Raw genomic sequence first — 26,864 nt, 5'->3', positions numbered from 1 at the left:
GAGGGGCAGCGGATATGCTTATTCAAAGGCAAGACAACATCGTGCCGGATTACCAGGAACAGCTGACGGTCATTCTGCTTGGTACCGGGACGCCCAGGGCGTTCGAGGGCCGTGCCAAATCGTCGGTCGCCGTTCTGGCCGGCAGCAAAGCGTTTCTGATCGACTGCGGCGGCGCGGTCGTGGACCAACTAATTAAAGCCGGCGTCATGCCGCAGCGGATCTCGGATGTGCTGTTCACGCATCATCACAGCGACCATAACTCGGGCTTCTTCGATGTATTTATATCAAGCTGGCGGACGCATGTCGTCCCGGGCCGCGTGTTTGAAGGACGGTCCGTGCCGATGAACGTCTACGGCCCGACGACGACGCGGGACATTATCGGGAAGATGCGGGAATCGTTCGATTTTGACGCGAACCTGCGGGTGAACTACAACCTTTCGGCGGAAGAAGCCGCGAAGATCAACTACTTCGAGCGCAACGAAGGCGTCGTGTACGATCAGGACGGGATTCGGATTACGGCATTCGAGGTCGATCACAGGCCGGTGTATCCGGCGCTTGCATACAAAGTCGAATACAACGGCAAATCGGTCGTCGTCTCCGGCGACACGATCCCGGTAGCGAATATGATCACGTACAGCAAGGGCGCGGATCTGCTCATCCACGAGTCCTACAATAAAAGGTGGCTGGACGCGCTGATCGAGGAGTTTCCGGAGCAGGCGCAATCGTTGTCCAACCCGGCCAAGTATCATTCGACGACCTTGGAGGTCGCCGAGCTGGCCAAACAGGCCGGCGTTCCCCATCTGGTGTTAACGCACCATATCCCGGCTCCTTATCCGACGGAAGAAGCGGAAGCGGAGTACACGAGGGGGATGCGCGATATTTACCAAGGCCGGATCACGATGGGCCGCGATTTAATGGCATTCGTGCTGTAAACGTTAAACGCCATGCCGTATGCCGTGCCGAACGGCTGCTGGGAGTGATACTAGCTGCTTGCCGAACGAAGAAGGGGCTGTCCGAAGTCATCATGGATGACATGCGGACAGCCCCTTTGCGCATTCGGCAGTCGGTCAGTAGTAGATAGTTAGTAGTAGATAGTTAGTAGTAGATAGCCAATAGTCATTAGTCGTTATACGTTCGTGACCGGTAGTTCACTCATATGCGATGTGGCTTTTAGAAACGGGCCAAATACGCTTCCAGCGTCAGGCCGAGCTTCTTGATGTCCTTGGCGACGGTGACGCCGACGTAACGGACATGCCACGGCTCGTACATGTAGCCGGTCTCGTCTTCGTGTTCCTTCTCGTAACGGATGATGAAGCCGTAATCCGCGGCGTGCGCTTCCAGCCACTTGCCTTCCTTGGTGGCGCCGTAGCTCTGTTCGAGGCCGTAGTGGACGCTCGCGCTGGAGACGTCCATCGCCAGACCGGTTTGGTGCTCGCTTTGGCCGGGATGGGCGCTGAACGTGTTCGCTTCTTCCTCGCCGTGCGACTTCGCGTACGCATTAAAGATCGATTGCTGCGATGGATAGGAACGGTAGCCGGATACGGCCTTCAGCTCGATGCCGTCCTGCTTCGCTCCGGCGAACAGCTTGCCGAGCGCATCGGCCGCAACCTTGCGCATTTGCTGCTTCGGGCTGTCGCCCGAGAAGGAGAATTCGACGGGCGCTTTGACGAGATCATTGGGCACGTAACCGGAATCGAGCTCGCGTTTCTTGTTGACCAGGACCAGCGGACTCGTCGGATTGGTGACGTAGGTAATGCCGCCTTTCTGCAGCGTCGTGCGGGACGCGGCATTGTCGTACATGAATTGCTGGAACTCCGACTTGGTCGAGGCCGACGACGTCGGTTTGCTGTCCCCATCCGTCTGCGAGGACGGGGCCGTGCTTCCGCCGGTCGGCTTCGGCTTGCCGGTTACCGCAGGGCTGTCGGTACCCGCGGCCTCGGAAAGGTTGAATGCGTCCTGCAAGAACGTGGTTTGAGTCCATATGATGGCGGCACCGATCGAGATGCCGAGAACGACGACGGGAATCAGAATCGATTTTCTCACAAGTTTGCTTGCCTCCTGGGTGTCAACTGAATTTGAAGCGAAATGATAGCGGAGCTATACAAATATTATAGATAGATCGCGGCGCTTGTACAACTTTCGGACGGATGCCGGTACTAGGCGTTTACTGGGCGCGCGGTCGAACCGTGTCAAAAAATGTCTTCCAACTTCGCTTCGAACTGGTGTAATATGGGATTTGGTAGAGAGAAAATCAACTAGAGACAGGGGAATGAGACGAAGTGAAGATTTACCGTAAGCCGGTGTCGTTCGGCAAGAAGCTTCTGCTGCTGTCGGCGGCAACGATTATTGCGTTCACGGCCGTACGAACGCAAGACGTGCATGCCATGGACGTATGGGGGATTTATAAGGAAGCCCAGAAGCTCGACGAGAAAGGCAAATATGCCGAAGCGATTGCCAAGTACCAGTCGATCGCGCCTGAATTCGCCAATAAAAAAGAATACGGCAATGCCGCGGGGATGTATCTCCGAATCGGCAATGATTATGCCAAACTGAAGAAATACGACGATGCCGTCGCCGCTTGGGATCTGGAATCCAAGTATTACGGATTAGCCGGCAACACCCAAGTCAGCATCGCCGCGAAGCGCAGCGCGGACATGCTTCGCAGCAAAGGGAGCTTATTCGTCGAGACGACCGCGGCCGCGGCCGGCAGCGCCAATACGCACGGCGCGAAGTTCGAGCCGAAGAACGGGGCGTTCATCGGCGCCTATGCGGAGCTTGACCCGGCCGTCCATAATTCCAAGACAGCCAACCCGTTCTATACCGATCAGTTCCCGGTGATGACGGGGAAGAAACACGCGGCATACTTGGAATATTTCACGTACGGGAAGCCGTTGTCGAGCATCCAGAGCCACATCGACCACGCGCGCGCGGCAGGCACGGCGATCGAGCTCGGCGTTCAGCCGCTGGAAGGACTGGACCAGGTGCAGGACAACGAGTACCTGCATCAGCTGGCCCGCGACATCGAGGCCTCCGGCGTGAAGGTGTTCCTCCGTTTCGCGAATGAAATGAACGGCGACTGGGTGAAATGGCATGTCGAGCCGAAGCTCTACATCGAGAAGTTCCAGCTCGTGGCGAAGGTGTTCCACAAGGAAGCGCCGAACAACGTCGTCATGGTGTGGGCACCGGATCGTCTGCCGGAATATAGCATTGCCTCCTACTATCCAGGCGATGCAGCGGTGGATTGGGTCGGCGTCAGCCTCTACTCGATCTTCGATCCGTCGCTCGATCCGCTCAAGCAGGGAGAGGACCGTTCGAGCCACCTCGATAAGTTCGATAATATTTACAAGCTGTATGCCAGCCGCAAGCCGGTGTTCATCTCCGAAGGCGGCGTCTCCTACATGTACCCGGAGAAGAAGCTGGATAAGTCCGACTGGGCCGTGTACAAATTGAAAGAGTTTTACGCGACGCTTCCGATGCTCTATCCGAAGGTGAAAGCCGTCTTCTACTTCGACAGCAACCACGACGCATCGGCACGGATCAAGTATTACATGCTGTCCGCCAACCAGAAGCTGCTTGCCGGCTACAAGCAAGCGGTCAACAATCCGTTCTACCTGAGCAATATCGGCGACGAATCGCCGGTTGCCTACAAGGCGATCAGCGCTGCTTCGCCTGTAACGGCGGCTGTCCAAAGCGTCTCCGCCTACGTGAAAACATGGTCCCCGACGCTGGCCAAGGTAACCTATGAGATCGGCAGCAAAACCGTCGCGACGACGACCTCGCTTCCTTGGACGGCCAAAATCGATTTCGCGCCGTACAAAGGCAAGAAGATCGATGTCGTCATCAAAGCGTACGACGGCAAGAATACGCTCGTCACCACGCAGAAAGTGCCTGTCGCGGTCAAATAACGATCGCTCAACATCCGGCTTCGCCGGGGCCGTATTGCCGGCTCCGCGCGAGGCCGTTTTTTTTTTGCATTATTAAGAACGTGTCAATCTCTGCTATACTTGTTTATATTTCTGAGGAAGAAGGGGAGCTGGCGATGAACGAACCGAACGGTTCGATGGAAGAGCAGCTGGCTGCGGCGCGCGCGGAGATCGAGGAGCTTCGCGGCGACAAGCTCCGCCTGCAGCGGGAGCTTGTCAGGCTTCGCGGCTTGCTGCGCGGCGAGCCTCGGGACCTCCGGTCCACGAAGCTGAACGAGGCGCTGCGGGAATAGGCGGCGTTGTCCGCGAATGCCCGTACGAAACATGCGGACAGATACTGGAAAGCACGTCGAAAAAGCGCTACAATACGAATAGTACAATCAAGGCGAGGTGATCTCAATGTCAGAAAACCAAACGACGCCGGAACCGCAAGAGCAAGCGCAGGATCAGCCGAAGAAAGTATCCCTGGCTGATGCCGTGAAGCAGAAGCTCGCGCAGAAGAAGCAGGAACAGGCGAACGGCGGCAAGCAAAAATTCGGTCAGGCCGGCAATCAGCAAACGATGAAGAGCCAGAATACGAAGAAGGTCAACAACCAACGTAAGAAAATGGGCGTATAACGAAACGCGGCAAGGAGAACTGAAGGTGATTATCGCCTTCAGTTTTTTTCATGATCGGGGGGAACGAGGATGCAGCAGCAAGGAATGGGCATCGGCGCGAGAGAGCGCCATGCGTTGATCATACTGAATAGTTATCGGAAGCTGATCGGGAAGCCGCTGCTGGTGACGAACGCGGACAAGTCGGCGGCGGAGCAGCTGTTCGAAGCTCCGATAGCGGTGCTGTCCCATGGCACGCAGCAGGATCCGGTGCTTAATTACGGCAATCGAACTGCTCTTGGCCTCTGGGAAATGGACGAGACCGCATTTACGGCCATGGCTTCGAAGCATACGGCCGAACCGATGATACAGGAGGAGCGGCAACGGTTTCTCGAAGCGGTGGCGGCGAAGGGGTATATCGACGATTACAGCGGCGTGCGCATTGCGGCCAGCGGGAAACGGTTTCGCATCGAAGAAGCGGTTGTCTGGAATTTATACGACGAAGCAGGCGGGTACTATGGACAAGCCGCGGCTTTCGCGCGCTATACGCGGTTGTAAAGGAGGCTGGAATTGCGGATGAAACCCATTATAGACTACTGCTTGTCCATGAAATGCGCCGAGAAGGATTACCCGTTCGGACCGGAACCGCTCGTCATGAAGGTCGGCGGCAAAATGTTCGCGCTCATCGCGGACAATACGATTTCGCTCAAATGCGACCCCGTCATCGCCGAAAACTTGCGCGAGCAGCATGAAGCGGTGAAGCCGGGCTACCACCTGAACAAGAAGCATTGGAATACGGTAACGGTCGACGGCACGATCCCGCTCGAGGAGATCGACGACATGATCGCCCATTCCTACGCGCTGGTCTTCAAGGGGCTGCCGAAGTCGGAACGCAGCCGAATCGATGCGCTGCTTCGGCTCCCCTAAAACGCAGAGCAGGGATCGGTAGCGGCTTGACGGCGAACCGTTGGACCGGAGCGGAGCCCGGTGTCACCTTAGCGGACACCAGCCCGGAGGTCCCGAGCAGATAGCGGCCGTAAAGCCTGGCGCGTCCTTTGCCAAATCGGCGAAATAGCTGCCGATGACGTGATTGCTGCCGACGGATCCATTGCGGAAGCTTCGCTTTACTTCTTCTTTGACATGCAGGTAGTAGTAAGATTTGTCCGTCTTGGGTGATGTGTAGACGAGCGGCGGCAGATGCGGCACGACGTCGAATTCGTTCTGCACGCGGAAGGAGATCGGCACGGCGGCATTGTAGCTGCGCACGAAGCTGGGGTCTCCGACGCGAGGTGCGCCGAATGTGTAATTGATCAGGCTGACCGGTTTGCGGTTGACGGCGATATCGAGCGAAGCCAGCGTCGCCAGCGCTCCTCCGAGACTGTGGCCGGTTACGAACAGCGGCTTATCCGCGGAAGTTTGGTTCAGCAGCTTATAGATCGCATCGCGCGCGGACATGTAGACCTCGGTGAACCCCCGGTGCGTCATGCAGTTCTTGCTGATCGGCTTGAAGGCCGTCTGCTGGGCGATCATGTCCGTAATCCAGTCCGTCGGCGAGACTGTGCCGCGGAAGGCGAGGATAACGCCGCGGTCGGATTCCAGCACGAAGCCGAACGGCTCTTCTTTGCCGGCATACGAGGACGCGTAGAACGGACCGACCAGCGAATAGGTTTCCGGCGTTAGGAACAGCCCGCCGTTATCATATTGCACGTAGGTTTGACTGCACACGGCCGCCAGGAAGATCGCCGTTCGCAAGTCCATCGCGCTGCTGTTGTTCATGGCTGCTTCTCCTTTTCACGCATATATCACATTGTATGAGCCGCTGGGCCGGTGTGCTTTAGGCGGCTGCCCCGGAAGTGGGCTGAATTCGCGATTCAACATCCGGCGTTTGGGGTATCTAGGGAGATGAAGTCCTGGGAAGCACGTCTGTCATTCGGCCAGGCTGAAAATTCACGGACATAGGAGCAGAGCAACGGTAATGAATAAATTAACGGCACCAGACGGAACGGCAAAAAGATGGAATATGCGCATCGCCGTCGTGGACGATAATCCGATGAATATCACCGTCGTGAAAGAAATTCTGAAACGAGCGGGCTATTCAGATATGCTGACGGCGGCAAGCGGGATGGAATTATTCGGCTTGCTTGGCTTGGATGCGAAAGGCAACGAACCCGCGGACATGGCGGGAGGAGACTGGCACGGCATCGATTTGATCTTGCTCGATATGATGATGCCCGGCGTGGACGGCATAACGGCATGCCAGCGCATCCAGCAGTCGCCGCGACTGAGAGACATCCCCATTATCATGGTCACGGCAATCGGCGATTCGAAGAAGCTCGCCGAAGCGCTGGATGCCGGGGCGATCGATTACGTGACGAAACCGATTAATCGGATCGAGCTGCTGGCGCGCATACGCGTTGCGCTGCGCTTGAAGGAACAGAAGGATTGGCATAAGGAACGCGACCGCCGCATGCGGGAGGAATTGCAATTGGCGAAGGAAGTCCAGTACGCGGCGCTTCCGCAGCCGGTGGACGACGAAGGCATGGCCATCGACGCGATCTACCGTCCGTCGGAGGAACTCTCCGGCGACTTGTATGCATGGCACCGGATCGACGACAACCGTTACGGCATTGCCGTCATCGACGCGATGGGACACGGCATCAGTTCGTCGCTCGCCAGCATGTTCATCGCTTCCGTGCTGAAGGAAGCCATGACGAAACAAGTGGAACCGAAGCGGGTCGTCAAGGAATTGAACCGCCGCTCGCATCAGCTGCAATTTGCGGACCAGCTCATCCAGTATTATTTTACGGGCTTGTACATGGTCGTGGATTTGAACAAAGGGGTGCTGGAATACGTGAATGCGGGGCATCCGCCGGGGCTGGTGATTCGCGGCGACGGCAGGGTCGAGAACTTCGCGCTCGGCGGGATGGCCATCGGCCTGTTCAGCGAGATGGCGCTGGAGAAACATACGATCGATATCCGCTCGGGCGACCGGGTCTTGTTATTCACGGACGGCTTGTATGACCTTGTCGGCAGCGATTACGAGGAAGACCGGGAAGTGAGCTTGACGGAGCTGCTGAGGCCGTTCTGCAGCAGGACGCCGGTTAAGGCGTTGGAGGAAGTGCTGTTCGGAGGCGAGCAGCGCGAAGGCGCGGAGTCGGACGATCGTTGTCTGGTGGTCGTGGACATCAAGTAGCATCGCCTAAACGAACAAAAAGGGAGCTTCTCGTACGCGCGTCTGAACGGCGCCGGCGGAGAGCTCCCTTTCTTATTCGATCGGGGTATGGTTGCGATTCGACCGCGAAGGCAGCGGCGCGGGATCGTCGTCTGTCGTCCCTGCTCTCGCGGCCGGAGCGTCCTTGTACGTTAGCGAGATGCTGGTTTCTTTCCTTGAGCCCCGGCTGCGGCGAGGCGGTTGAGGGAGATCCTCTCCGTTCGCTCCGCCGCCGGGCAGTTCATCGTCGGCGTCTCTGGAGGAAGACCGCGAGCTCCCCACGATGTCGCTTCTCGAACGGCCGTTCAGCAAGTCGCCCGTCCATCCTTTATGCCACAGCCACCAATAGATCAGCAATGTCGTGACGATGATGATGGAGCTGACGGTAATGAAGCCCCAGCGCTCGCCGGCCCACGGAATATCCTTGAAGTTCATCCCCCATACCGCTCCGATGACCGTAGCGGGCATGAACAGGGCCGTGAAGATCGTGAGCGTCTTCATGATATCGTTGCCCCGGAAGTTGGAGATCGCGTCGTCCATCATCAGCAGCGTATCGATCTCCGCCGCATAATGGCTGAGCAAGCCCTGAACGCGCTCCAGCCGCAGTTCCAGCCGCTTGAATTCTTCTAACTCGGCCAGCTCGTTCATGAATGCTTCTTTGGCCGCGTCCTGCGTCTCCTTGATCGGAATAAACAGATGGCTCCAGTGAAGCAGCTCGTACCGCCGTTCGAAGATCACGTTCATGAGCCCGGTTTTGTTATGGCGGCTCATGCTCTGCTCCAGCTCGCCGAGCCGGGCCTCGAAGCGGTCCAATCCGGCATGGAAGGTTTCCAATATATTGCTAAGCATCACGAAGAACGCTTCCGGCGCCGATTTGCAGCGCTGCAGCTTCTCCTGCCAAGGGTCGATCTGAAGGCGAAGAGAAAGGCGCAAATCGCTTTGGTAAGTCACAAGCTTATCGTGCGTAACCCGGAAGTGAAGATGCTGGATGTCGTTCTCGTCGTCCGAGGCCTGAAACATCAGCGTCCCCTGCAAGATGGACTTTCCTCCGGGAAGCTCGGATACCCCTATTTGGTTGTGTACGGAACTTTCGACGTCCTGAAGCCAAGCGGCGAATTCCGGGTAAGCCTGCTTGATGTCAAGCTCGGCTACGGCAGGTCCGACGTCCGGTTCGTTCTGTTCCGCGGCGGAGCCTCGGGCGGCTTTCCTGCTGCGGGTCAGACCGGAGACGGCCGGCCGTTTGGTGTGCAGCATATGCCATTCCCATTGCGATGGAAATTGCAGCAACCGATGCATCATAGGTTTTGGAAGCCTCCTGCTTGTCCGTACGTGCGCGATAGTCGTTAGTACCATCATAACGCGAATTTACCTGGAAGCACAACGTGCCTGCGACATTTTTATCCAAATTGTCAATAGTGGAAACCCGCGCCGCAACAGAAAATAAAATACGCCCGGGGCCGGTTGGACCGGAGCCGGGCGTACATCCATCGGTTCAAGATTCCTCTTGTTCGCCGAGCAATACCTTCAGCTTGTCGATGGCGCGCCGCTGAATGCGCGAAATACTCATCTGCGAGATGCCGAGCTGATCGGCGATATGACGCTGCGGAAGTCCGTCTGTATAAGCTAGCATCAGCACTTCCTGCTCCTGGGGCTTGAGCTGCGACATCGCCGCTTGCAGGTCGAGCCGCCTGTCGACGTCTTCGAAATCGTCGCCCGGCGATCCCAGCAAATCGCCGAGGGAGGCGGCATTGTCTTCCTCGGAAATCGGCGTGTCCAGCGATACGTAATGGTACAGGTCGCGGCCCGCAAGAATCTCGGTCGTTTCCTCGACGGTAAGCGACATGTGCAAGGCGATTTCTTCGATCAACGGGGACCGTTCCAGCTTGACGGTCAATTCGTCGATCGCCTGCTGGACGGCAATGCCTTTTTCTTTGATCCGGCGCGGTACCTGGACGTACCAGGATTTGTCGCGGAGGTAATTCTTCATATGTCCGATAATGCTCTTCATGGCATAGGGTTCGAACTGTACGCCAAGGGAGCTGTCGAACTGGCTGAACAAGCGTAGAAGGGCGATTTGGCCGACCTGCATGAGATCCTCGTACAAGTCGGGGCGGTTACGCGAGATTTTTCCGGCTGCCATTCGAACCATGGGCTCATAATGCGCAATCAGCTGTTCTGCGATCTCATTGTCGGGACTGTCCTGATAAGCGATAATGAGCTCGGCGCCGGTAATCGGTGGTTGCTTGGCCGGCTGCGGGCTCATCACATTTCACCACTCTTCACCAACCGCTTTGTTAGAACCACTTCCGTGCCCATCTCGCTGTTCACTTCAACGTCGTCCATCAGCGCTTGCATCAAATAGAGTCCCAAACCGCCTGCTTGCAGATCATCGATGGTTTTGCCGTTCACCGGCTGCGCCTTGCGAGCGGCAGCCGCCGCATCAAAGCTGCGGCCATCGTCCTTCACCACGATGGAGAGCGCGTCGTCACGCTTCACGAGGCGAACTTCGATCCGCGGCGAAGGCATCGGCGCCTGTGCGGCCACGCCGGTGTTCAAATCGCCGTACGCATACAGCACCGCATTGTTGCAGGCTTCCGAAACGGCGACTTTCATATCTTCGATTTCTTCGTAGGAGAAGCCCATTTTGACGGCCAGCCCGTACAAGGTCAGCCGCACCAAATCAATATATTCTGCGGACGCGGGCACTTGCAGCGTTATTACATCCTCCGTTAAGTTCATCGGTTATCTCGTTCCTTTCTTCTGTTCCGCCGTCGTCGGCGAATCAGGCCTTGAAATATAAGTAAAGCAAAGGATGAGCTTCGGTTATACTCGGCTTATATTTGGGAGTGAAAACAGCGTTCCAAGCCGCTTAAGCACGGTATTGGACTTTAACATGTTTAAGCTTTTAGAAGAAACGGCGTAATGCCGGTCATGTCGAACAGCTTGCGGATATGGGGCGGCACGGCTTCCACAGCGAACGGTGCTTCCTTCGCGTGGCGCGCCTTCAGGACGGACACTAGAATGCCGATTCCTGTACTGTCCACGTAATGCAGCTCGCGCAAATTCAGGATGAGCTCGCGATCGGTTAACTCGATGAGGGGGGACATGACCGCTCTCATCTGGACGGCGGATTCCAAATCCAACTCGCCTCCGATATAGACGATGCACTTTCCTGTCTGGTTTTCCGTTCGAACGAATAGTTTATCATTTTGCTTCATCGCAACGACGCTCCTGTATCCAATTTGACATCTTGATATGTGATGATTACCCATGCTTCTTCAGCGTGAAACAAGAACGGGCATATTTGAAAAAACTGCCAGTCCGGTTGGTGAAATTATACCCTGCGGGGACGGATTGCGAAACGGCTGGGGGAGTTGGCGGGGCAGGCGCCGGCGGGGCAGGCGCTTGTGCGGCGCTGCGGCTCCCGCGCCTGTGTCGCGCTGCGGCTCCCGCGCCTCGGCGGCGCAGCGGTTCCCGCGCTTGTGCGGCGCTGCGGCTCCCGCGCCTCGGCGCAGCGGCTCCCGCGCCTCGGCGCTGTGGCTCCCGCACTGGTGCGGCGCAGCGGTTCCCGCACTGGTGCGGCGCAGCGGTTCCCGCACTGGTGCGGCGCAGCGGCTCCCGCGCCTCGGCGGCGCTGCGGCTCCCGCGCCTCGGTGGCGCAGCGGTTCCCGCGCCTCGGTGGCGCAGCGGTTCCCGCGCTTGTGCGGCGCTGCGGCTCCCGCGCCAGTGTCGGGCTGCGCCTCCCGCGCTCAGTCCCTTTCGAATCTAATGCAGCGTAACGAACCCAACGAACCTTATTTGGCCAAAAATCTGCGTTTTGACCTTGTAACGAATCCTAGGATCGCTATTTCACTCGAAAGCTTACCAGTTCGCCATCATATAACAAATAGCGCGTTCTGAGTTCCTTACCTTGATCAAAGGGGCATTTTTGCCGGTATAAGACTTGTGGAGTTCGTTAGAACACAACTTGAGTCGCATTAGGTGCGACGGCTGCCCCGACCCTGCACAATCTTATACGTAAAGTCGGGAAGCGATGCGCTAAACTTGCTATCCTTGCAATCAGAGAGGAGGTCGGAGCATGGACGTATTAACGCAGCTCAACCGCGCGATGAAATATATCGAGGCGCATCTGGGCGAAGATATTGAACTGGACAACGTCGCAACGGTTACCACGTATTCGGCCTATCATTTCGGCAGATTGTTTTATTATATTGCAGAGATGCCGCTATCCGAATACATTCGGAAACGCAAATTGTCGCTGGCCGCCATGGCGCTTCAGAGCAGCCAAGTCAAAGTCGCGGACCTGGCCGTTCAATACGGTTATGACAGCGCCGACAGCTTCACGCGGGCGTTCGTGAAACAGCCCGGCGTAACGCCTACAGCCGCGCGGCAATGGGGCTTCATGCTGCGAATCTATCCTCCGCTCACCTTTCAAATTCGGATTAAGGGAATGCAGGAGATGAACTGGCGGATCGAGGAGCGGGAAGCGTTCGAGGTATACGGCATCGAGCGGATTTTCAAGCAGGAGGAGCTCGGCAAGATAGCGGACTTCTGGGATGAGTGCTTGCAAAGCGGAAGGCATAAACAGCTCGAGGTCGATGCGGATGCGCTGTATGCCATCATGGGGTATGGGGATGCCGCCCCTAACGCAATGCCGTACATGATATGCGGGATGAAGCGAGCTGATTCCGACACGAAAGGGTTTACGACTGTGCAAGTGCCCAAACGAACTTGGGCGGTATTCCGTGCCGAGGGATTGAGCGACCATAGCAACGAGCACTGCCAAATTCCGCAGTTGTTCAACCGCGCCTACAGCGAATGGCTGCCGACGTCAGGCTACGATAAAGTAGACGGACCTGATATGGAAGTTTATTCTGGACCAGACGCGACGGGAAAATGTTTGGAGGAAGTGTGGATTCCGGTTGTGTGAAAGTAAGGCGCGGTGGACGACTGGTTGGGATGAATTCCGCAGCAGAAGCTTGGAAGGAAACAATCAGAGCGCGGCAGTGACGCCTTGCGACGGGCCGATCCCATTGGAGAGAACCCTCAGATTCTTCGCCTATCGTCACATGTGGAATAAACGTTTAATGTCCGGTAAGTCTGCGAATGTGGTAGTTGAATTATTAAGGGAATGCCAGATTCCAATTGAAAAATAGGGTTCGTTCTTGATAAACTATATCCATACCACAACGGTCGTGAAGCACACGCCGCTTGGATACTTTTTTGCACTTAACGGTGCAGGATGGTGTCCGAGCGGCTTTTTCGTTGTGCGGCTGATTTTTAGAAGGGACGTGACGTGCGATAGCAAGATTTGATCAAGCCTACGAGGACTGGATGAACGCTGTCATTGCGCAGGAGGACAATCACAGAAGACGTGAAATACTGGAGAAAGGTCTTGGCCATGGAACGGTTGAATTTCTGCGATCGGTTTGGTTTCCGGCTGTGAAAAATTTCAATGGTTTGCAGCCCGAATGGGAGGTCCGCGACTTCGACAATGGCTATCGATATTTGGATTTGGCTTATATGCCAGGCGGTGATGTAAAGGGCGGCATTGAGATTCAAGGCTATGGGACTCATGCAAGAGACCTCGACGTTCGGCGGTTCAAGGACTTATGCTGGCGGCATTGTTTGTTGGCACTGGACGACTGGATCTTTTTGCCGATTGCCTATTTATCGATTACCGAGGAGCCGAAGCGATGCCAGCAGCTCGTCCTTGCTTTTATCGGCAAATTCGTGGCAGAGGATGTGGCTGAAGAGTCGAGCTGGTTGGAAGCCGAGACAGTCCGATTCGCGAGACGACTGCTGCGTCCATTTGCACCGTTGGAGCTTGCTTCCCATTTGCAAATTTCAGTTACACACGCGAGGAGGGTGCTTCATCGGACGGTGGAGAAGCGGCAGCTGATTGTCGCGAGCGGGAGGAATCGATATCGCACCTACGCCTTACGAATCCAATAAGCCTTATTTGACCGAAAAGCCGTACGTTGAGAATGTAAGGAATCCTAAACGCGTTATTTCGCGCAAAAGATCGCCATTTGGGCTGTTTTGGACTCCTATCGTTCGCATAACGTCGCTGGAGTTCGTTAGATTGCTGGAGGGGGCATTTTCGCGGAAATAAGCTCGCTGCGGTTCGTTAGGTGTGGCAATCCAATGCTGGGGACGGTGGATGGAGAGGCCGCCCGGCGGCAGCCCCGCCCCTGGCGGCGGCCCCGCCCCGGCGCGGCAGTCCCGCCCCGGCGGCAGCCCCGCCCAGCGGCAGCCCCGCCCGGCGGCAGCCCCGCCCGGCGGCAGTCCCGCCCCGTCGGCAGCCCCGCCCGGCGGCAGTCCCGCCCGGCGGCAGCCCCGCCCGGCGGCAGTCCCGCCCAGGGGCAGCCCCGCCCGGCGGCAGTCCCGCCCGGCGGCAGCCCCGCCCGGCGGCGGCCCCGCCCCAAGCGACTGAACCGCCCCCTTAAGCCATTCCCAATTTTCGCCTCGCGCGGAAACAATCCGATTGAATCCTCCAAAAACAGGGTATACCAAACATACCCGATAAAAAATGGAGGCGAATGAGGATGAGCTATAAAATCGCGATTTTCGACACGGAGAACGATGCGATCAAGGCGGTCCAGGCGTTGGAGCAAGCCGGCTTCACGAAGACGGAGATGACCGTCATCGCGAAGGACAGGGAGCACTCCCGTCGGATCGAGTCGGAGACGAACGTCCATGCCGACGAGCTGCAGGATTTGGCGGATACGCGTTCCGCGGTCGATCAGCACGGGTTGGATGACCCCCGCGTTATCGCGCCGATCTCCGCAACGCAGGGGTTCGGCATGACAGGGACGTTCACGGGCGGATTCGCCTACCCCGGTACTTCATTCGTGGTAGCAGGCGCGTTCATGGACGATGACAACAGCATGAACAGCGCGTTGTCCGATCTCGGCGTGGAGTCCGGCGACGTGGATGAATGCCGGACGGCCATCGCGAACGGCGCGATCATCATCGCGGCCGAAACCGGCAGCGACGGCACGAACGGCGGTCCGGATTTGACTCGCGGCGGAACGGCGGAGGCAGCGTTCAGAAGCTGCGGAGCAACGCGGATTTTGTAGGTTTTTCCATAGTTGCCAGCGGCGGTCGTGTCGATTGGAGCCGAATGCTCCCGGCACGGCCTTTTTGCCATTTTGAAAAAGGGACATTTACAACGGGGAAATCTCTCTGCTATGCTAATGAAAACTGTCCGACCCCGGGCAGCCAGAAGCCAAACGAGTCAGAGGGTGAGACCATGATGAAATCGGTTACAGTGTATGACATCGCCAAAGAAGCCAACGTATCGGTCGCTACGGTTTCACGCGTTCTGAATAACACGGCCCCCGTCAAGGCATCAACTCGTGAGCGCATTCAAGGCTTAATCAACAAGTACCAATTTCAGCCGAACGCCTTGGCGCGCAGCCTGATCAAGAAAGAAACAGGCATGATCGGCATTATTTTGCCGGATATCACGAATCCGTTCTTCCCGGAAGTGCTCGCGGGACTGGAGCAGGAAGCGCGCAAGCAGGGGTATACTTTCTTTCTATGCGACACCGGTTCGTCCAATTTGGACATCAAGGAACAGTACAAGCGCGAATCGCAGTACTTGAACATTCTCTTGGAGAAACAGGTGGACGGCATCATCATGCTCGGCGGCCGGATCGACTTGCACAAGTGCCCCAAGGAAATGGCCAAGGAAGTGGCGGAAATCAATAAACGGGTGCCGCTCGTATTCATCAACGGCAACTTACCGGGAGCGAAGTTTCACCGCGTCGTTATCGACGAGGTGGCCGGCGGCCGGATGGTGACCGAGCATCTCATCGGACTTGGACACCGCGACATCGCGTTCATCGGCGGCTATCCGCAAATGTCCAACACGGTCGGGCGTCTCGAAGGTTTCCGAGCAGCTATGGCGGATGCAGGTCTGACTGTGCACGAGGACTGGATCGATCATGGGGGCTTCTCCGTCCAGCGCGGCAAAAACATGATGGGCCGGCTGCTCGACATGGAGGGCGATCGTCCTACCGCGGTCGTCTGCGCAAACGATCTCGTTGGCATCGGTGCCATCAAAGCCGCGGTAAAAGCCGGGCTCCAAGTGCCGCGGGACATCTCCATTACGGGCGTCGACGGTGTTCCATTGGCGGCCAGCGTCATCCCGGAACTGACAACGATGTCCTTGCGATGCCTGGAGCTTGGGCGATCCGCCGCTTTCGTCATGCATCAGCTGATTTCAAAATCCGCCGACGTGAATTTGCTGACCACGCTGACGCCGGAGCTGACCATTCGGGAGAGCACGGCCCCGCCGCCGTCCCGGAAATAAGCAGAGAAAATTTTTCTTGCAACCGTATTGACAGCGCTATCATTTTCCGGGTAAACTTCAAATCAAGGCAACCCTGTAGGCAGGGTTTAATTTTTAGGAAACAATGAAATGGGTTTCACTCAGCACTACATAATCGCATAAGCCAGCATGCCGCAAGCAGCTATAACCATGAAATACACACTCATTTACGGAAACGGAGAAGTTCGAGAAACTCGTCTAATCCCGCCATGCAGTCGTGTATTTTTATTTTAGGGTTTATGAAATGGGTTTCATGAATTCGCTTTCAAAATGACTTTTGGAGGATGTCAGTCATGAACATGGAAACGAAAAGCGGCGTGCCGCTCCAGTTAAGCGCTTCTTCTCTTCGCATCGGCGGGCAGGCCGAAATCATTCTCTGCGCGTCCCTCTTCTACTTCCGCATTCCCCGCGCATTGTGGCGCGAACGCATGGAGCAAGTCAAAGCCTTCGGTTACAACGCGATCGACGTTTACTTTCCTTGGAACTATCATGAACGCGCAGAAGGGAGCTGGGATTTCACCGGCGAACGCGATGCGGAAGCGTTCCTGCAGCAAGCGGCAGAAGCCGGCCTCTGGGTCGTCGCCAGACCGGGCCCGTACATCTGTTCCGAATGGGACGGCGGCGGACTTCCCGCTTACTTGTACGCCAAACCGGAGATGACGATCCGCAGCGCGGATCCCGCTTATATGGCGGCCGTCAAGAAGTGGTATGAACGGATTATCCCGTTACTCGCGAAATACGAACTGAACCGAGGCGGCACTGTCCTCTGCGTACAAATCGAAAATGAACTCGATTTCTACGATTGTCCCGATCCGGCTGCATATATTGCAGCGCTTCGCGATCTGGCAATTGAAGGCGGCATTGAATCTCCGCTCATTGCCTGCGCAGGGCAAGGCGGACTGTACGAAGCGTCGGGTCTCGTGGACGGCGTCGTGCCGACCTGCAACTTCTACCCGAACGATCGCGATCCTGCTTTCGAAGCGAAGGCGGCATCCTACGAACGGCGGCTGGCCGAAATGGATGTGCCGCTGATGGTAACGGAGACGAATCGCTCGCATTTCTTGCTTCGCCGGCTGCTGTCCTGCGGGGCGAAGCTGGTCGGTCCGTACCTGCAAGTGTCCGGTACGAACTTCGGCTTCACGAACGGGACGAACAACTGGGGCGATCCGCTTGCGTTCATGACATCGGATTATGATTTCCACGGCATGATTTCGCCGGAAGGACATGTACGCAAGGAAGCGTACGAGGGCCGGCTGATGCGCCGGGTCATCCGCAATTACGGCAACGCGTTAGCGGAAGCGGCAACTGCTCCGGCGGACGGGATCGCAAGCATCGACGGCGGCAAGCCGGCAGGCGGTTCGCTGCTCGAGCGGCAGTTGGAGCTGGTCGGAGGCGGGCATCTGCTCTTCCTGGCGAACGTGGGCGAGACGGCGGAGACGGTTGCTCTTCGGCTGCGGCAGCAAGGCGAAGCGGTCATTCCCCAAGCAACGCGGCTGCAGAGCATCCCAAGCCGATGCGCGATTCTTCCGGTCGACGTTCCCCTGGAGACATGGGGCGCGGAAGGGACGCTGCGCTACGCAACGGCAGAGCTGTCGGACGTGTTTCGCGCTGCGGGCCGCACGGTGATGGTATTTCATGCGGAGCTAGGACAGGAGGGGGAAATTTCGCTCGCATTGGGGCAAGCGGCAACGCTGCTGGAAGCCAGGAACATGAATGCGAACGGCGTGCAAGCGCAAACCCATGCACAAGAGCAAGCACAAGACCAGGCCGAAGCTGGCGAAATCCTGCTGACCTTCCGGGCCGAAGCAGGACGACAAGCGGCATGCACGCTGGAGTTGGCGGACGGCCAAACGCTGGTGGTGATCGGCTTGGAACGCCAGGATGCACTGCTGCTCCACGGCATCGAAGAAGACGGCAGCCTTGCGTTCGAGCAGGAACAGGCATATGACCTGGAGCCGCACGAGTTGAACATCGGCTGGAGCGCGCAAGTGCTCCAGCCGACCGAGTCCATGTCCGAAGCATCGCCGACAGCACTCGTGGAAGCTGAGTTTCTGGAAGAGCACGGCATCTACCGTGGTTTCGCTTGGTATAAAGCGAACAGCGGAGCACCTGCCGACGCGGACGTGCAAGGGCTGCTCATCCTTCAGGGAAGCGATGCCATCTCGCTGTATGCCGACACCGCATTTATCGGCACGTGCACGCCGGGAGGCGGCAGCCGGTTCTTGCCAAGCGGCGGCGTCGGAGGCAACTGCGAACTGACGGCCCGGGTGGAAATCTGGGGCCATACCAATTTCGACGATGCGCGTCTTCCGGGTCTGCGGCTGGACAGCATGAAAGGGCTGCGGGGCATTACGGCCGTTTCCGGCATTCAGCGGCTGACCTCCAATTGGCGCGTGCTCAGGGTCGGTTCCCGCATCGCGGATCCCGCGCTGTTGGGCGCGGCTTGCGACGACAGCGATTGGGCGTTCGTCAGCTTCGGCGGCTGGCTCTCTCCGGATCATCCGGCGTTCGAGTATTATCGCAGACGGTTCACGGCCAGCGGGAAGGCCGATTCGTTCACGCTGCAATTCAAAGGCATCCAGTCGCTGGCGCATGTCTACGTGAACGGCGTGTCCGCGGGCCATGTGAATCCATTCGATCCGTACCTCGATATTACCGCCCATGTGCAGCCGGGCGAAGAGACGCTTGTCGCGGTATTCCTTGAGCGGGTGCTCGGCCTGCCGGCTGGCGAAGTGACGCTCTATGAAGGCAGCGCCGCGCGAAACTGGCAGCTGTCGGCCTGCGGCGAAGAGGAACTGCTGGCGCATGCGCAGCGGCATGAAGCTGACGCTGCGCCATCGGAACTGCCGATTGCATTGGCGGCTGGCGGGACGGCATGGCTCTACGGATCGCTTCCGGAAGAAGCCAGGGATATCCCGGGCGGCTGGCGCGTTGAAGCGGAAGGAAGCGGCATGAAGCTGACCGTGCTGCTCAATGGCACGATCGTCGGCCGGCTCTGGACGGCAGGCGGCGCGGCAAGGCCGGTATTCAGCGGCGGCGACCAGCGTTCGTTCTACTTGCCTGGCGCGTGGATGCGCGAGCCGGGCAATGGGCTGGCGATTCTGCTTGAAGCGGTCGAGGCAGGGGAGACATCGCAGCTGGAAAGACTGATCTTTACACCAGTCGGCTTGCCGGCGGAGCGCAATTCAGGGGAGGGATAAGAGATGGAAACGATAACACAGCCGAAGGCGGCGGCCGCGAAAACCCGTACACGATCTGCGAGCGTCGGCTGGAAGCGATTTTGGAATAATCGGACGCTGATCATGATGTGCGTGCCTGCGATATTATTCTTCGCGGTGTTCGCTTATCTGCCGATGCCGGGTTTGTACTTGGCCTTCGTTAAATACAACTATACGGACGGAATATTCAAGAGCGCGTTCGTCGGCTGGGACAACTTCCGATTCCTCGTCATGACGGGGGATCTGTGGCGGCTGACCTTCAATACGATTTCGTACAATCTAGCGTTCATTCTCCTCGGCAACTGTTTGCAGATTTTCGTGGCCATTCTATTGAACGAGCTGCGCAAGAAGTGGTTCAAGAAGGTTTCTCAGACGATTATGTTCCTGCCCTTCTTCATCTCGATCGTCATCGTCGGCCTAATCGCCTACAACATCCTCAGCTATGACTACGGCCTGCTGAACGGCATTCTGAAATCGCTCGGAGCCGATCCGGTCAAAACGTACTCGAATCCGCATGTCTGGCCTTTCATCATCGTCATCACCTACCTGTGGCAAACCACCGGTTACGGCTCCATCGTCTATTTCGCCGCCATCATGGGGCTCGATTCCGAAGTCGTCGAAGCATCCGAGATCGACGGGGCCAATGCGCTGCAGCGTATCCGCTATATCGTGCTGCCTTGGCTGAAGCCGACCTTCATCATCCTGCTGCTCTTCTCGCTCGGCGGCGTGCTTCGCGGTAATTTCGGCCTCATCTATAACCTTGTCGGAGCGAACAATACGGTGCTGTACCCGACGACGGATATTATTGAAACCTACGTTTTCCGCTCGATGTTTAACAATTTTAACTTTTCCATGGGCAGCGCCGTCAGTCTGTACCAATCCGTATTCGGCTTTATCGTCGTCATTACGGCCAACTGGCTGGTGAAGAAGGCGTCGCCGGATAACTCATTGTTCTAAGAGGGAGTGAACCCCATGCAAGGTGAAGTTGTTCGTAAAAGCATCCGAAGCGATGGAACATCGCTATTCGTCAGAGGTTTTGGTTACGCTTTCATCGGTCTGTTCTCGCTCGGCTGCCTTATTCCGTTCCTGCTCGTGCTCGGGACGTCCTTTACGAAGGAAAGCGAAATCGTGAAGCACGGCTTCAACCTCTGGCCGAGAATTTTCTCGACATTCGCCTACAAGATCGTATTCGAGAATCCGAATCTGATCATCGGCTCTTATGTCGTCACGATCGGGATAACCGTCGTCGGCACGCTCGTAGGTCTATTCTTGGTAGCAATGACGGGCTATGCCCTGCAGCGGCCGGACTTCGAGCAGCGCAACAAGATTTCCTTCTTCATCTATTTCACGACGCTGTTTTCCGGCGGCTTGGTCCCGTTCTATCTGCTCGTGAAGCAGTATCTGGGCCTAGGCGACAATTACTTGGCCGTGCTGCTTCCGGGCCTGATGAGCCCGTTCCTCATTATTATGATGAAGAGCTTCACCAAGTCGATTCCGCATGCGATCACGGAGTCGGCCAAGATCGACGGCGCCGGCGACTTCACGATTTTCACCCGGCTCATTCTTCCGATGGCGGCACCCGCGCTGGCCACGATCGGCCTGTTCATCGCGCTTGGTTATTGGAACGAATGGTATAACGCGATGCTGTTCCTGTCCGCGGATATGAAATACCGTCCGCTGCAGCTCTTTCTATATGGCGTCGTCACAAGCGCGGATTTCATCAAGAATTCCTCCGCTTCCTCCAATGTTCCGCTTCGCGACGTCCCGCTGGAATCCATGAAAATGGCGACCGCCGTCGTAGCGACCGGACCGGTGATCCTGTTCTATCCGTTTATCCAGCGGTATTTTATCCAGGGGATTACGGTAGGCGCCGTCAAAGGGTAAGGATTCGATCGAAGATTGGCCGCAGGAGAGCGCAGCGCGCAAATCCTGAACCATAGCCGCGCAGGGATGACAGTCGTTCATGTACGGCGCAGTACAAGCGATATTCCAATCATTGGGGAGGCTAAAAAGAATGGGACATGCGAAGAGGCTTACAGGACTGGCGCTTACGGTCGCTCTTGCCGGCAGTTTGGCAGCATGCGGATCGAACAACAACAACGGAGATTCCGCAAGCACGAAGGACAACGACGGGAAAGCGGCGAGCAACAACAGCGGCACCGATACGAAAGCAACGGGCAATAATGCCAAAGCGGACAACAGCGCCGATACGGGCATCGACACGAGCAAGTTCGAGACCATTAATTACGTCGTGCTCGGCGACAAGCCGAAGAACGGCCAGCTCGAGAAGGTCATGGAGAAGGTTAATGCGATTTTGAAACAGAAGGTCAATGCGGAGCTGCAGTTCAAATGGGTGGAATGGGCAGACTGGCAGACCAAATACAACTTGCTGCTCGCTTCCGGCGAACCGCTTGATTTGATCACGATCGGTACCGACTGGCTGGATACGTGGGGCAATGCGCAGCGCGGTGCCTTCCTGCCGCTCAACGATCTGCTGGAGAAATACGCGCCGCAGACGTTCACCGAGATTCCGCAAGAGGATTGGGATCAAAGCAAATTGAAAGACGATATCATGATGATCCCGGAAGATCACTACACGCAATGGGTTAACCATGGTATCTACTACCGCGGCGACTGGGCGAAACAATTCGGCATCACGCAGCCGATCACGGATTTCGAAACGCTCGGCAAGTATTTCCAAGGCATCAAGGACAACATGAAAGATGTCGTGCCTTGGGATGTAAACGGCACGAACGGCACGCTCTACACGGGCTTCGAGACGGCGTATACGAATAATATCGATCTTCCGATCGCAACCGGTTTCGCGAACGTCTTCACGGCGAAGTCTTACGAAGAGCGCTACACGGTAGACAGCCCGATCTTCAACGACAAGTTCATCGACTTCGCTAAGCTGATGAAGGAATGGGCGGACAAAGGCTACTGGCGCGAAGATGTACTGAACTACAAAGGCGACACGCGCACAGAGCTGAAAGCCGGCCAAACCGGAGCGGACGCTCACCATACGCAAACGTTCAAAGGCCTCCGCGTCGATATGGACAAAGCGCAGCCGGGCTCCGAGCTGCAAATGTTCTCGTACTCCGACACGCTCGGCAACCTGGTCTCGATGCCGATTACGCACGGCGGCACGTCGGTCGGCGCGCACAGCAAAGACCCAGGACGCGCGCTGATGGTCTATGACCTGATCCGCCAAGACCCTGAGCTGTACCACCTCATCAACTATGGCGTCGAAGGCGTTCAATACGAGATCAAAGACGGCGTTCGTACGCGTCCTGCAGCCTATGACGATGCGAAAGACGGCTTCTACACCGACTTCTGGGGCGGTCGTATCGACAAAAACGAAATCCCGGCAGATACGGATTGGAGCGGCATCGGCGACATTTACGCGAAATACGATAAAATCAAGAAGCCTTTCCCTTACGGCAAATTCGTCTTCGACAAATCGAGCGTCGATCCTGAAATGACGGCCCTCTCGCAAGTCGTCGGCGAACAACTGCCAGCGATCCTGTTCGGTAAAGCGGGCGATCCGGAGAAAGCAGTCAAAGCGCTGCGCGATAAATTGAATGCGGCAGGCTACGAGAAAGTGAAAGCCGAAATCCAGAAACAACTGGATGCGTTCAAGGCAACGGATCAAGGCTAAACGAATCAAAGCTGATTAAAGCAAAGCGGAACGAATTAAAGCTGATCGAAGCTCGGCGATTTTCAAAAGCAACGCCCCGAAGGCCCGGCAGGGAAACCTGCCGGGTCTTTTTCGCGTTCTCTGCAACACGCGAGGCGGAACGCATGACGGCACCCGCCCAGAAATTGGCGGATGAGGTATGCTATATTTCAGATACAGGCGTCGTCTTACTACATGAAGGCTGAGGAGGTGATAGTCGTATGGAACAAGAGATTAGGCCGGCCAAGTTTCAGGCACTGTTCCGGGAGCATTACCCGGTCGTGCTTCGCAAAATCGCCCAGCTCATCGGGGATCGCGCCGCGGCCGAGGATTTGACGCAGGACGTGTTTCTGCGGCTGTATCGCAATCCGCCGGAGGACCTGGATCGTGTCGGGCCCTGGCTGCATCGCGTATTGACCCGCATCGTATATGATCATTACCGCAAGACGGGCCGCCAATCGAATTTGGCGGAGAAGCAGCTTCTGCAGGCGATGTCCGAGGAGCAGGCGCATCCGTCCAACGAGACGGCGGTCATTCAGAACTGGGAGCGGGAGGTCGTGCGCAACGTGCTGAACAAGCTGTCCGAGCGCGACCGAAGCGCACTATTAATGAAGGAAAAGGGTTACAGCCATGCCGAAATCGCCGAAGCGCTGCAGGTGAACCCGAAGATCGTGGGCACCTTGCTGATGCGGGCTTCGAACCGGCTGAAGAAAAATTTGCTGTCCGAGGAGGTTATGGAGTCATGAGCAAAGATCCGAGACATTCGCATAATCGCGAGCCCGAATGGGATATTACGGATGAGCAGGTGGATGATGCACTGGAACGGCTGTTCCAAACGGTGAAGGGCGAGAAGGTTCCGGCGGCTTGGATGAAAGCAGAGCAGGATCAAGCGGAACAGGCGAACACGGCGTCGATTGGAGCGGATGAGAATACAAACCCGCATGCAAACGGCGTTCACGCTGCGCCGGCTTTGCGGATCGTTTCTATCGCAGAGCCATCAATTGAAATAGGCCATGCAATGAAGGACGCACGGCTTGCTGAACCAATCGCTGCCGGGCAGCTGACTAATCGTATTGATGCCATGCCGGATTCCGCTGCGCCGGCCATCAAGCGGAAGCGACATCTGAAACGCAGATGGATGACGGGCGCCGTCGCGGCAGTCGTCGCGGGCGTCATGCTGTTCTCGTCTTGGGGGCAGGACGTCATGGCGAGCATGATCAATACGTTCCGGGTGCAGCATTTCGAGTCGGTGTCGATTACCGAATCGGATTTGAACGGTTTCCGTGAAGCGCTGCAGGACGGCACGGTCGGAACGCGTCAGCTGGACTTAAGGCTCTATGGCGAAATCGAGCAGAGCGGCGGCGGCACGGAGCGCGCCGTCGGAGCCGAGGAAGCCGGGAAGCTGGCGGGACGGCCGCTCAAGCTGCTGCCGGGCGCGGACGCCAACGCGATCGCCTATATGCCGAAGCAGGAGATTACCTTCAAGCTGCATCCGAAGGAAATCAACAAGCTGCTTAAGCTGCTCGGCGGCAAGACGGCGTTCCCGGACGAGATCGATAACGCGCCGATTCGGATCACGGTGCCGGATAGCTTCACGATGGATATCCGGACGAATCAAGACGGTTCGAGATCCTCCAAACAGTTCGTGCAGCTGCAGGCGCCGACGCTGGACGTGCCGGACGAAGTCGACGTGGAACAGGTGCGCCAGGCCGTGCTCGATTTGCCGGTTCTTCCCGACGAGCTGCGTACGAAACTAGCCGCAATCGGCGACTGGCGCCATACGCTGCCGGTACCTTCGATGGCAGGCGAAAGCGCGAAGACGATGAAGATCGGCGGCAACGATGCGATCGTGAGCACAAGCAATAACAATCGCGCGATCGTTTGGCTGCAGGACGGATGGTTGTATACGCTGAACGGATCGCTATCGGATTACCCGGCCGAGAACGACATTATTAAGGAAGCTGAAGGATTGATGAAAGCATGATTTTAAAGACGGACGGTTTATCGAAGACGTATTCGAGCGGCACCGGATGCCAGAATATTTCCTTGGAAATAAAACAGGGCCAAATCTTCGGGCTGCTCGGTCCGAACGGGGCGGGCAAGAGCACCTTCGTCAAAATGGTCGTCGGCCTGCTGAGTCCGGACGCCGGCAGCGGCATGCTGCTCGGCAAACCGATCGGCCATCCGGAATCGCGAAGGGAACTCGGGTATTTGCCCGAGCTCTTCCGCTTTCAGGAATGGCTGACCGGCGAAGAAGTGCTTCGTTACCACGCGGGGCTAAGCGGCATGCCGTATTCGCAGACGCGCTCTTCCGGCATGGCGTCGCGGATCAAAGAAGTGCTGCGCATGACGGGGTTGAACAGCCGAGGCTCCGACCGCGTGCGTCATTATTCCAAAGGCATGCAGCAGCGGCTCGGCCTAGCTTGCGCCCTGCTGCTGGACCCGACGTTCATTATACTGGATGAACCGTCGTCGGCACTCGATCCGATCGGACGTTACGAAGTGAGGCAGCTGCTGGAACGGCTGCGATCGGAAGGCAAGACCGTGTTTCTGAATACGCATTTGCTGGAAGACGTCGAGGCGGTATGCGACGAGGTCGCGTTTCTCCATCTGGGTCAGCTTCGCGCCGTCGGCACGATGAGCGAGCTGCTGCATGCCGGCACGAGCTGGGAGATTGCGGTCGGAGGCTGGGAGCCGGAGCTTGAAGCGGACTTGACTGCGGATCTGCTGCCGGGCATGTCGGTGGCGGTCATCCGGCATGCGGCGGACGGCAGCGCGGTGCTTCGCGTCGTGGCGCATAACCGGGAGCAGATCGGCTACTTGAACCGGCTGCTCATGGAGCAAGGCGCCACCTTGTATGAAGTGAAGCCCGTTCAGGAACGGCTGGAAGAATGGTTTCTGTCCATGTCCGGCCAGTCTGATTCGGCTGATGCCTCCCGCGCGGACGGCAAAGGAGGGAAACGCTGATGCTTTGGATCGTTTTTGCGGGGAAAGAGCTGTTTCGCAAGAAGATCGTGCTCGTCACCTCCGTGCTGACGCTGCTGTTTATCGGGTTATTCAACTTCGGGCTGTACAAACTGATGCACCAGTCAAGGCTGATCAAGCTGCCCTTCGAGGGCATTATGGAAGGCGTGACGCTGCTCTCGCTCGGATTGCTGTTCGCCGGCATGATCGTGGCGTTTCTCGTCTTCTTCGCGACGATGGGGGCGATCTCGGGCGAGGTGGAGAACGGGCTGATGCTGGCCGTCTTGGCGCGGCCGATTCCGCGGTGGAAAGTTTACCTCGGCAAATATTTCGGCACGGCGTTCTGGATCGCCATCTACTGCACTGTCCTGTTTATGGCGCTGCTGCTCCCCGTGCAGCAAATGGCGGATGTCCCGCTGGCGTTTGGAAGCATACTGCGGGCATGGCTGCTTTTTGTCTGGGGGCCGATGCTGCTGCTTGCGGTGTCGATGCTCGGCTCGGTTTTCTTCCCGATGCTCGGCAACGGCGTTGCCTGCGCGATTCTGTACGGACTCAGCTTGTTCAGCGGTTTTGCGGAAACGCTCATCAGCGCGCGCGGCGGCAACACGTTTAGCGGCATGCTGCTGGCCATCTCGATGTTGATGCCGTCGAACTCGCTGTTCTCGCGGGTGACGTACGAAATTATCAACGGTCTTGATCTGCCGCTGCTGCCGGACATCATGAGCCAATTGGGGCCGTTCTCGCCGTCCAACATCCCGAGTCCGTCGTTTATCGGATACTCGGTGTTCTATTGGGCCGCGCTGCTGGCGCTGGGCTGCTTCGCGCTCAAACGCAAAGATATTGCCTAGCCTTGCGCAGCGGCAGCGGTGAAGCTGTTTCAGACAGAGGCCGCGTTCGAATCGGAAGCATAGATAGAGACTATTATTGCACACCTATGGGA

At 57.2% G+C, this 26,864-nt stretch carries 25 protein-coding genes; 19 read left to right on the top strand and 6 right to left on the bottom strand.

Annotated elements, in window-relative coordinates; all coding sequences use genetic code 11:
* Window positions 1–14 precede the first annotated feature (14 nt).
* Window positions 15–932, top strand: coding sequence for an MBL fold metallo-hydrolase (locus tag GZH47_RS10675; RefSeq protein ID WP_162640081.1), 918 nt, complete (start codon window positions 15–17; stop codon window positions 930–932).
* A gap of 238 nt (window positions 933–1,170) precedes the next feature.
* Here GZH47_RS10675 and GZH47_RS10670 read toward each other — a convergent pair whose 3' ends face one another.
* Window positions 1,171–2,043 (bottom strand): M15 family metallopeptidase, encoded by an 873-nt coding sequence (locus GZH47_RS10670; protein WP_225446437.1) that lies wholly within the window; start codon window positions 2,041–2,043, stop codon window positions 1,171–1,173.
* A 236-nt stretch (window positions 2,044–2,279) separates the two neighbouring features.
* On the opposite strand from GZH47_RS10670, the gene GZH47_RS10665 reads away from it, so the two are divergent.
* From GZH47_RS10665 to GZH47_RS10645, 5 genes are all read left to right on the top strand, one after another.
* Window positions 2,280–3,905, top strand: a complete 1,626-nt coding sequence (locus tag GZH47_RS10665; RefSeq protein ID WP_225446436.1) for a glycosyl hydrolase — start codon at window positions 2,280–2,282, stop codon at window positions 3,903–3,905.
* A 134-nt stretch (window positions 3,906–4,039) separates the two neighbouring features.
* Entirely contained in the window at window positions 4,040–4,216 is a 177-nt protein-coding gene (locus GZH47_RS10660; RefSeq protein WP_162640080.1) for a hypothetical protein, read from the top strand.
* 106 nt (window positions 4,217–4,322) lie between these two features.
* Window positions 4,323–4,541 carry a hypothetical protein gene (locus tag GZH47_RS10655; RefSeq protein WP_162640079.1) on the top strand — a complete coding sequence of 73 codons (219 nt, stop codon included), beginning with the start codon at window positions 4,323–4,325 and terminating at the stop codon, window positions 4,539–4,541.
* 69 nt (window positions 4,542–4,610) lie between these two features.
* Window positions 4,611–5,075, top strand: coding sequence for an MEKHLA domain-containing protein (locus GZH47_RS10650; protein ID WP_162640078.1), 465 nt, complete (start codon window positions 4,611–4,613; stop codon window positions 5,073–5,075).
* Window positions 5,076–5,093: 18 nt separating this feature from the next.
* Window positions 5,094–5,444, top strand: a complete 351-nt coding sequence (locus GZH47_RS10645; protein WP_162640077.1) for an MmcQ/YjbR family DNA-binding protein — start codon at window positions 5,094–5,096, stop codon at window positions 5,442–5,444.
* 63 nt (window positions 5,445–5,507) lie between these two features.
* Here GZH47_RS10645 and GZH47_RS10640 read toward each other — a convergent pair whose 3' ends face one another.
* A complete protein-coding gene (locus tag GZH47_RS10640; RefSeq protein ID WP_225446435.1) occupies window positions 5,508–6,293 on the bottom strand; it encodes a lipase family protein in 786 nt (261 codons plus the stop codon).
* A gap of 244 nt (window positions 6,294–6,537) precedes the next feature.
* Here GZH47_RS10640 and GZH47_RS10635 point away from each other — a divergent pair, with 244 nt between their 5' ends.
* Complete coding sequence (locus GZH47_RS10635) at window positions 6,538–7,710, top strand: PP2C family protein-serine/threonine phosphatase (protein WP_162645175.1); 1,173 nt, start codon at window positions 6,538–6,540, stop codon at window positions 7,708–7,710.
* Window positions 7,711–7,782: 72 nt separating this feature from the next.
* Here the strand turns inward: GZH47_RS10635 and GZH47_RS10630 are convergent, their stop codons facing one another.
* The 4 genes from GZH47_RS10630 to GZH47_RS10615 form a co-directional block, all read right to left on the bottom strand.
* Entirely contained in the window at window positions 7,783–9,027 is a 1,245-nt protein-coding gene (locus GZH47_RS10630; protein ID WP_162640076.1) for a magnesium transporter CorA family protein, read from the bottom strand.
* Window positions 9,028–9,220: 193 nt separating this feature from the next.
* Entirely contained in the window at window positions 9,221–9,991 is a 771-nt protein-coding gene (locus tag GZH47_RS10625) for a sigma-70 family RNA polymerase sigma factor (RefSeq protein ID WP_162640075.1), read from the bottom strand.
* Window positions 9,991–10,467: an anti-sigma B factor RsbW gene (rsbW, locus tag GZH47_RS10620; protein ID WP_162640074.1), complete on the bottom strand. Its 477-nt coding sequence runs from the start codon at window positions 10,465–10,467 to the stop codon at window positions 9,991–9,993. Before rsbW ends, GZH47_RS10625 begins: the two co-directional genes overlap by 1 nt.
* 158 nt (window positions 10,468–10,625) lie before the next feature.
* Entirely contained in the window at window positions 10,626–10,946 is a 321-nt protein-coding gene (locus GZH47_RS10615) for an STAS domain-containing protein (RefSeq protein WP_162640073.1), read from the bottom strand.
* Between the two features lie 860 nt (window positions 10,947–11,806).
* Here GZH47_RS10615 and GZH47_RS10610 point away from each other — a divergent pair.
* The 12 genes from GZH47_RS10610 (at window position 11,807) to GZH47_RS10555 (ending at window position 26,772) form a co-directional block, all read left to right on the top strand.
* Window positions 11,807–12,658 (top strand): GyrI-like domain-containing protein, encoded by an 852-nt coding sequence (locus GZH47_RS10610; RefSeq protein ID WP_162640072.1) that lies wholly within the window; start codon window positions 11,807–11,809, stop codon window positions 12,656–12,658.
* Window positions 12,659–13,029: 371 nt separating this feature from the next.
* Window positions 13,030–13,683 (top strand): transcriptional regulator, encoded by a 654-nt coding sequence (locus GZH47_RS10605; RefSeq protein WP_162645174.1) that lies wholly within the window; start codon window positions 13,030–13,032, stop codon window positions 13,681–13,683.
* A 593-nt stretch (window positions 13,684–14,276) separates the two neighbouring features.
* A complete protein-coding gene (locus tag GZH47_RS10600) occupies window positions 14,277–14,810 on the top strand; it encodes a general stress protein (RefSeq protein ID WP_162640071.1) in 534 nt (177 codons plus the stop codon).
* Between the two features lie 173 nt (window positions 14,811–14,983).
* A complete protein-coding gene (locus GZH47_RS10595) occupies window positions 14,984–16,048 on the top strand; it encodes a LacI family DNA-binding transcriptional regulator (RefSeq protein WP_318653422.1) in 1,065 nt (354 codons plus the stop codon).
* Window positions 16,049–16,359: 311 nt separating this feature from the next.
* Entirely contained in the window at window positions 16,360–19,266 is a 2,907-nt protein-coding gene (locus GZH47_RS10590; protein WP_162640070.1) for a beta-galactosidase, read from the top strand.
* Between the two features lie 102 nt (window positions 19,267–19,368).
* Entirely contained in the window at window positions 19,369–20,241 is an 873-nt protein-coding gene (locus GZH47_RS10585) for an ABC transporter permease (protein ID WP_225446529.1), read from the top strand.
* 15 nt (window positions 20,242–20,256) lie between these two features.
* Window positions 20,257–21,168 carry a carbohydrate ABC transporter permease gene (locus GZH47_RS10580; RefSeq protein ID WP_162640068.1) on the top strand — a complete coding sequence of 304 codons (912 nt, stop codon included), beginning with the start codon at window positions 20,257–20,259 and terminating at the stop codon, window positions 21,166–21,168.
* Window positions 21,169–21,298: 130 nt separating this feature from the next.
* On the top strand, window positions 21,299–22,942 hold the full coding sequence (locus GZH47_RS10575) for a DUF3502 domain-containing protein (RefSeq protein WP_162640067.1): 1,644 nt from the start codon (window positions 21,299–21,301) through the stop codon (window positions 22,940–22,942).
* Between the two features lie 239 nt (window positions 22,943–23,181).
* The gene (locus GZH47_RS10570; protein WP_162640066.1) at window positions 23,182–23,706 is read left to right on the top strand and encodes a sigma-70 family RNA polymerase sigma factor; all 525 of its coding nucleotides are present in this window, start codon (window positions 23,182–23,184) and stop codon (window positions 23,704–23,706) included.
* Window positions 23,703–24,944, top strand: coding sequence for a hypothetical protein (locus GZH47_RS10565; RefSeq protein ID WP_162640065.1), 1,242 nt, complete (start codon window positions 23,703–23,705; stop codon window positions 24,942–24,944). The genes GZH47_RS10570 and GZH47_RS10565 overlap by 4 nt, the downstream gene beginning before the upstream one ends.
* Window positions 24,941–25,927 (top strand): ABC transporter ATP-binding protein, encoded by a 987-nt coding sequence (locus GZH47_RS10560; protein ID WP_162640064.1) that lies wholly within the window; start codon window positions 24,941–24,943, stop codon window positions 25,925–25,927. Before GZH47_RS10565 ends, GZH47_RS10560 begins: the two co-directional genes overlap by 4 nt.
* A complete protein-coding gene (locus tag GZH47_RS10555; RefSeq protein WP_162640063.1) occupies window positions 25,927–26,772 on the top strand; it encodes an ABC transporter permease in 846 nt (281 codons plus the stop codon). Before GZH47_RS10560 ends, GZH47_RS10555 begins: the two co-directional genes overlap by 1 nt.
* Window positions 26,773–26,864: the final 92 nt, after the last annotated feature.

Source organism: Paenibacillus rhizovicinus (assembly GCF_010365285.1).
Lineage (GTDB): Bacteria > Bacillota > Bacilli > Paenibacillales > Paenibacillaceae > Paenibacillus_Z > Paenibacillus_Z rhizovicinus.
The sequence above is the reverse complement of the archived record's forward strand: the minus strand, read 5'-3'. Positions and strand labels throughout refer to the sequence as shown.

Coding starts and splice junctions, on each gene's coding strand:
- GZH47_RS10675 (WP_162640081.1), top strand. CDS start 15: ATGCTTATTCAAAGGCAAGACAACATCGTGCCGGATTACCAGGAACAG.
- GZH47_RS10660 (WP_162640080.1), top strand. CDS start 4,040: ATGAACGAACCGAACGGTTCGATGGAAGAGCAGCTGGCTGCGGCGCGC.
- GZH47_RS10655 (WP_162640079.1), top strand. CDS start 4,323: ATGTCAGAAAACCAAACGACGCCGGAACCGCAAGAGCAAGCGCAGGAT.
- GZH47_RS10650 (WP_162640078.1), top strand. CDS start 4,611: ATGCAGCAGCAAGGAATGGGCATCGGCGCGAGAGAGCGCCATGCGTTG.
- GZH47_RS10645 (WP_162640077.1), top strand. CDS start 5,094: ATGAAACCCATTATAGACTACTGCTTGTCCATGAAATGCGCCGAGAAG.
- GZH47_RS10640 (WP_225446435.1), bottom strand. CDS start 6,293: ATGAACAACAGCAGCGCGATGGACTTGCGAACGGCGATCTTCCTGGCG.
- GZH47_RS10635 (WP_162645175.1), top strand. CDS start 6,538: ATGCGCATCGCCGTCGTGGACGATAATCCGATGAATATCACCGTCGTG.
- GZH47_RS10630 (WP_162640076.1), bottom strand. CDS start 9,027: ATGATGCATCGGTTGCTGCAATTTCCATCGCAATGGGAATGGCATATG.
- GZH47_RS10625 (WP_162640075.1), bottom strand. CDS start 9,991: ATGAGCCCGCAGCCGGCCAAGCAACCACCGATTACCGGCGCCGAGCTC.
- rsbW (WP_162640074.1), bottom strand. CDS start 10,467: ATGAACTTAACGGAGGATGTAATAACGCTGCAAGTGCCCGCGTCCGCA.
- GZH47_RS10615 (WP_162640073.1), bottom strand. CDS start 10,946: ATGAAGCAAAATGATAAACTATTCGTTCGAACGGAAAACCAGACAGGA.
- GZH47_RS10610 (WP_162640072.1), top strand. CDS start 11,807: ATGGACGTATTAACGCAGCTCAACCGCGCGATGAAATATATCGAGGCG.
- GZH47_RS10600 (WP_162640071.1), top strand. CDS start 14,277: ATGAGCTATAAAATCGCGATTTTCGACACGGAGAACGATGCGATCAAG.
- GZH47_RS10595 (WP_318653422.1), top strand. CDS start 14,984: ATGATGAAATCGGTTACAGTGTATGACATCGCCAAAGAAGCCAACGTA.
- GZH47_RS10590 (WP_162640070.1), top strand. CDS start 16,360: ATGAACATGGAAACGAAAAGCGGCGTGCCGCTCCAGTTAAGCGCTTCT.
- GZH47_RS10585 (WP_225446529.1), top strand. CDS start 19,369: ATGATGTGCGTGCCTGCGATATTATTCTTCGCGGTGTTCGCTTATCTG.
- GZH47_RS10580 (WP_162640068.1), top strand. CDS start 20,257: ATGCAAGGTGAAGTTGTTCGTAAAAGCATCCGAAGCGATGGAACATCG.
- GZH47_RS10575 (WP_162640067.1), top strand. CDS start 21,299: ATGGGACATGCGAAGAGGCTTACAGGACTGGCGCTTACGGTCGCTCTT.
- GZH47_RS10570 (WP_162640066.1), top strand. CDS start 23,182: ATGGAACAAGAGATTAGGCCGGCCAAGTTTCAGGCACTGTTCCGGGAG.
- GZH47_RS10565 (WP_162640065.1), top strand. CDS start 23,703: ATGAGCAAAGATCCGAGACATTCGCATAATCGCGAGCCCGAATGGGAT.
- GZH47_RS10560 (WP_162640064.1), top strand. CDS start 24,941: ATGATTTTAAAGACGGACGGTTTATCGAAGACGTATTCGAGCGGCACC.
- GZH47_RS10555 (WP_162640063.1), top strand. CDS start 25,927: ATGCTTTGGATCGTTTTTGCGGGGAAAGAGCTGTTTCGCAAGAAGATC.